The following is a 2,835-nucleotide window of genomic DNA, read 5'->3' as shown; positions in this document are numbered from 1 at the left end:
TATGTGTGGCATCTCAATCCGTAAGGATTGAGGTAGCCACTACCCATTTCGGGTGCGATAGGTAAGACTTTGAAGTAATCTCCACCTTTTCCCCCGCCCCACACCGTACGTGCGATTTTCACCGCATACGGCGTTCCATCGGGAAACCATATTTCAAACTGTTGTCTCAGTTCTCCATAAAGACTGTTATAGCATTACGACTATAACCGCCATTACACTAATTTGTTCAAATACGAATAAGAGTTAATTTATCCTCGAAAGCCGTACTTACTTAACCTCTTTAAGCAACTTTCTAAGTTGCTCTATTTTCTTTCCACCTTTTGTATTGGTAACGGGATTTTCGTTGTGAACCAGCTTGTGGCATGTTTTGCACAAGGAAACCAGATTTATCACCTTATTGACTTTATTAAGCGGTAGTTTAGGGTTTTTATGATGTGTGTTAAGATTCCATTCATTTAGCTGAACCTTACAACAGTTACATTTTCCCCTATCTCTGTTAAATGCGTATTCTCTATTCAGATAGAATTCAAAGTTATATATCGGATAACGGTTGTTGAGTTGGTAGAAAGGAATCTCTTCTTGGAAGAAATTCGGTCTTTCTAGTGCCTCACGTTTGCCGGTTGTCCGTTTATAAATACTTCGGCCATTATCTGTATAGGGCGACATTAAGAGATTCACTTTCATCGCATTACGTTTTGGCGTAAATGCAAATTTGGTGATTCCTACTTTAGCTCCATGTTCTTCAATGAAGAATACTTTACTTTTTTGCTCTTTGTGTCTATCTCTTCTATTTAAGAGAGTATCCGCTGGAGTGGTTAGTTGATAATATCGTCCACGTCGATTGTTCATAAACAACCATGTTCTCCATTGGGCGTAATGAATACGTTTGTCAAACCCTTGAAATATAGTAGATACATTGGCGATTTTATAATAATTTGCTATGCCAACAATCTTTGAGTTGATACTCTCGATTATGGCAACCTGTTTGGATTTATTACCACGATGGTCATAAAGGGTTTTAATATTTTTATTAATCTCCTTTATTTTCAACTTGGCTTTATCCATGTTAGGGATAGCTTTTCCTTGTATGTTGCCTTTTCTAAGCCGATGTTCTTCTGCAAAAATCCAGAATCCTAAGAAATTGACTCTATTCGTTCTCACATCAGTGATTAAGGTCTTCTCTTTGGACAGCTCCAGTTTCAATTGGTGGTTAAAATATTTCTCCACTTTTTTGAGAATCCGCTTGGCATTTCCCTCGCTTTTACAAAGGATAACCCAGTCATCTGCGTATCGAATTAGAAATGTATCTTCATGTCTTTGTCGGACACGTTGTAGTCCATTTCTAGAAACGTCTTTGACCTTGTATCTAGCTGGATGCTCTTGGAACATTCTAGCAATCTCCCAATCAAAATAATTAAGATAAATGTTAGCCAAAAGAGGTGAGATGATACCGCCTTGTGGTGAACCACTAACGTTATCTCTGACCTTTCCTTCTTCCATAATTCCTGCTTTTAGCATTTTCTTAATCATCATAAGCACTCTTTTGTCTCGGATTCCTATTTTCCACATTATTTCAATCAACTTATTGTGATTGATGTTATCGAAATACCCTTTAATATCGCCTTCAATTACCCAATAGGTTTTGCTTCTCCTGATACGTTCAAGTGTTTCAGCAATAGCTTGCTCAGCTGAACGCATTGGTCTGAAACCAAAGCTATAATGATAAAATTTAGCTTCGGCTATGGGTTCAATGACAATTTTGGCTATTTCTTGTATGATGCGGTCTATCATGTTAGGAATACCCAAAGGACGTTGCTTACCATTTGATTTTGGAATGTACTTTCTTCTTACTGGACTAGGTTGATAGTTATTAATGTTCCTACGAATTAGAGACATCAACTTATCTCTGCCCATTTGAAGATAGTAGTCCATAGTCTTACCATCAGTGCCAGCAGTTTTGCTTCCTTTATTACCCTTGATATTATGAATGGCGGTCAGTATAGTCTGCTCGTTCTTCATAAGTTCAATTAGGTTATAGAAAGGTTTACTACTTTCTTTGGCTATTCGGTACATGCTATCGAGTGCTAGTTTTAGCTCTTTTTCGTTTTGTGGAAATTGTTTATTATCCTTCATTTTTATATGGATCGCCCCCTTGATTAGAGAAATGGACTATCCGAAATGAATTAACTCTTTTACTCTCACATGGTTCGTTTGAACATTTCCTCAATTAGTGCAATACTTCTCGACTAACACCCTTCCCTAGAATAGTTTCTCTCCTCTCCTACACTTCGTTGCAGAAGCAACTTATAGCAAGATACAAACGGCTATTCATCATAGGTACTATGGTGTCGCTGACTTCCAATAAGTTTCATAGGCTCCAATACCTCCGCTTATTGGCTCTCGCACGTTCCCTTTAAACCAGCCCTTCTTTTACATTCCTTAGATGCCCTCTATACTCCGACGCTACTTGTTCATGAGTAGACTATTCCTAACTCTCATGAATCTTATATAAACTCTGGAAAGACCTATATAAGCAATTTCTCCTCAGGCAAGAGAGAAATATCTTCACGCAAGACCCAATCATATATCTCGTTATTAGATTGGGGAATGAGTAACGGAGCGTACATACGAGGGTTCGATTTCGCTCATCATAGAATGTTTTTAAAGCCTACCGCCCTAAATCCACGTTTAACGAGTTCGCTTCAAGGACGGCTTCACCTAGCTTCAGACCCCTATCACATTGGAATGATAGGCGCATGTAGGAGTCTCATAGACATGACTTGAATTGGAATATTAGTCATGACAGGGAATTTTCACCCTGTAAATCGTTTAAAG

1 protein-coding gene is annotated in these 2,835 nt (G+C 38.3%); it reads right to left on the bottom strand.

The features are described from left to right. Positions 1 to 267: 267 nt before the first annotated feature. Positions 268 to 2,133 carry a group II intron reverse transcriptase/maturase gene (gene ltrA / locus MR168_RS32535; protein WP_000654328.1) on the bottom strand — a complete coding sequence of 622 codons (1,866 nt, stop codon included), beginning with the start codon at positions 2,131 to 2,133 and terminating at the stop codon, positions 268 to 270. Between the last annotated feature and the right edge of the window lie 702 nt (positions 2,134 to 2,835).

It is taken from the genome of Bacillus cereus group sp. BfR-BA-01356, assembly GCF_022663635.1.
GTDB lineage: Bacteria > Bacillota > Bacilli > Bacillales > Bacillaceae_G > Bacillus_A > Bacillus_A cereus.
Note: the sequence above shows the minus strand (reverse complement) of the source record. Positions and strands in the feature narration are given on the sequence as shown.

Coding starts and splice junctions, on each gene's coding strand:
- ltrA (WP_000654328.1), bottom strand. CDS start 2,133: ATGAAGGATAATAAACAATTTCCACAAAACGAAAAAGAGCTAAAACTA.